Source organism: Pseudomonas sp. 32_A, from assembly GCF_017490905.1.
Lineage (GTDB): Bacteria > Pseudomonadota > Gammaproteobacteria > Pseudomonadales > Pseudomonadaceae > Aquipseudomonas > Aquipseudomonas inefficax.
Genome location: NZ_JAFGYI010000242.1, coordinates 1 through 487, shown reverse-complemented (window position 1 = coordinate 487; position 487 = coordinate 1). Strand labels below are relative to the sequence as shown.

The 487-nt window shown below is 64.7% G+C and carries 1 protein-coding gene; it reads right to left on the bottom strand.

From position 1 onward, the window contains the following. Positions 1–424, bottom strand: a 424-nt coding sequence (locus J5M58_RS26490; protein WP_207880322.1) for a cache domain-containing protein, incomplete at its 3' end; no start/stop codon positions are given. Between the last annotated feature and the right edge of the window lie 63 nt (positions 425–487).

Sequence of the window (487 nt, the reverse complement as noted above, 5' to 3'; positions counted from 1 at the left end):
CGACGAAGCCGCCTTGCGGGGATTGCGCGACGGACGCGAACGTCAGGTAGTGATGGCGGCCGTCGGCGTCGGCGACGTGTCGCAAGTCCTTGCCGACCGTATCCGGCTTGATCGGGTGCATGATCATGCGGGGCGACGAATCGATCACGATGAAATAGCCGTCGCTGCCGTAGCGCACGCTGCGCAGCCGCTCGAGCGCTTCCTTGCGCGCCTGCGCATCGGTGAGCACGCCGCGCTGCGCGAGCGCCGCATACTCCCGCACGATGCTCAGGCCGACGTGCGCGACGTTCGTCAGATCGTTGCGGCGCTCTTCCATCCGCGTCTGGTAGGAAAGCCAGGCGGAGCTGATCGAGACGAGCAGGAGGGCGATCAGGCTGATAACAAGCGGCAGCCAGAGCTTTTGTCTGAAGCTGAGCGTGGGCATCCGGGCATTCCTGGTAGTACGGCGATGAAATGGCGCGATTTCGGGCTGTGCTCCCGCGTTAAC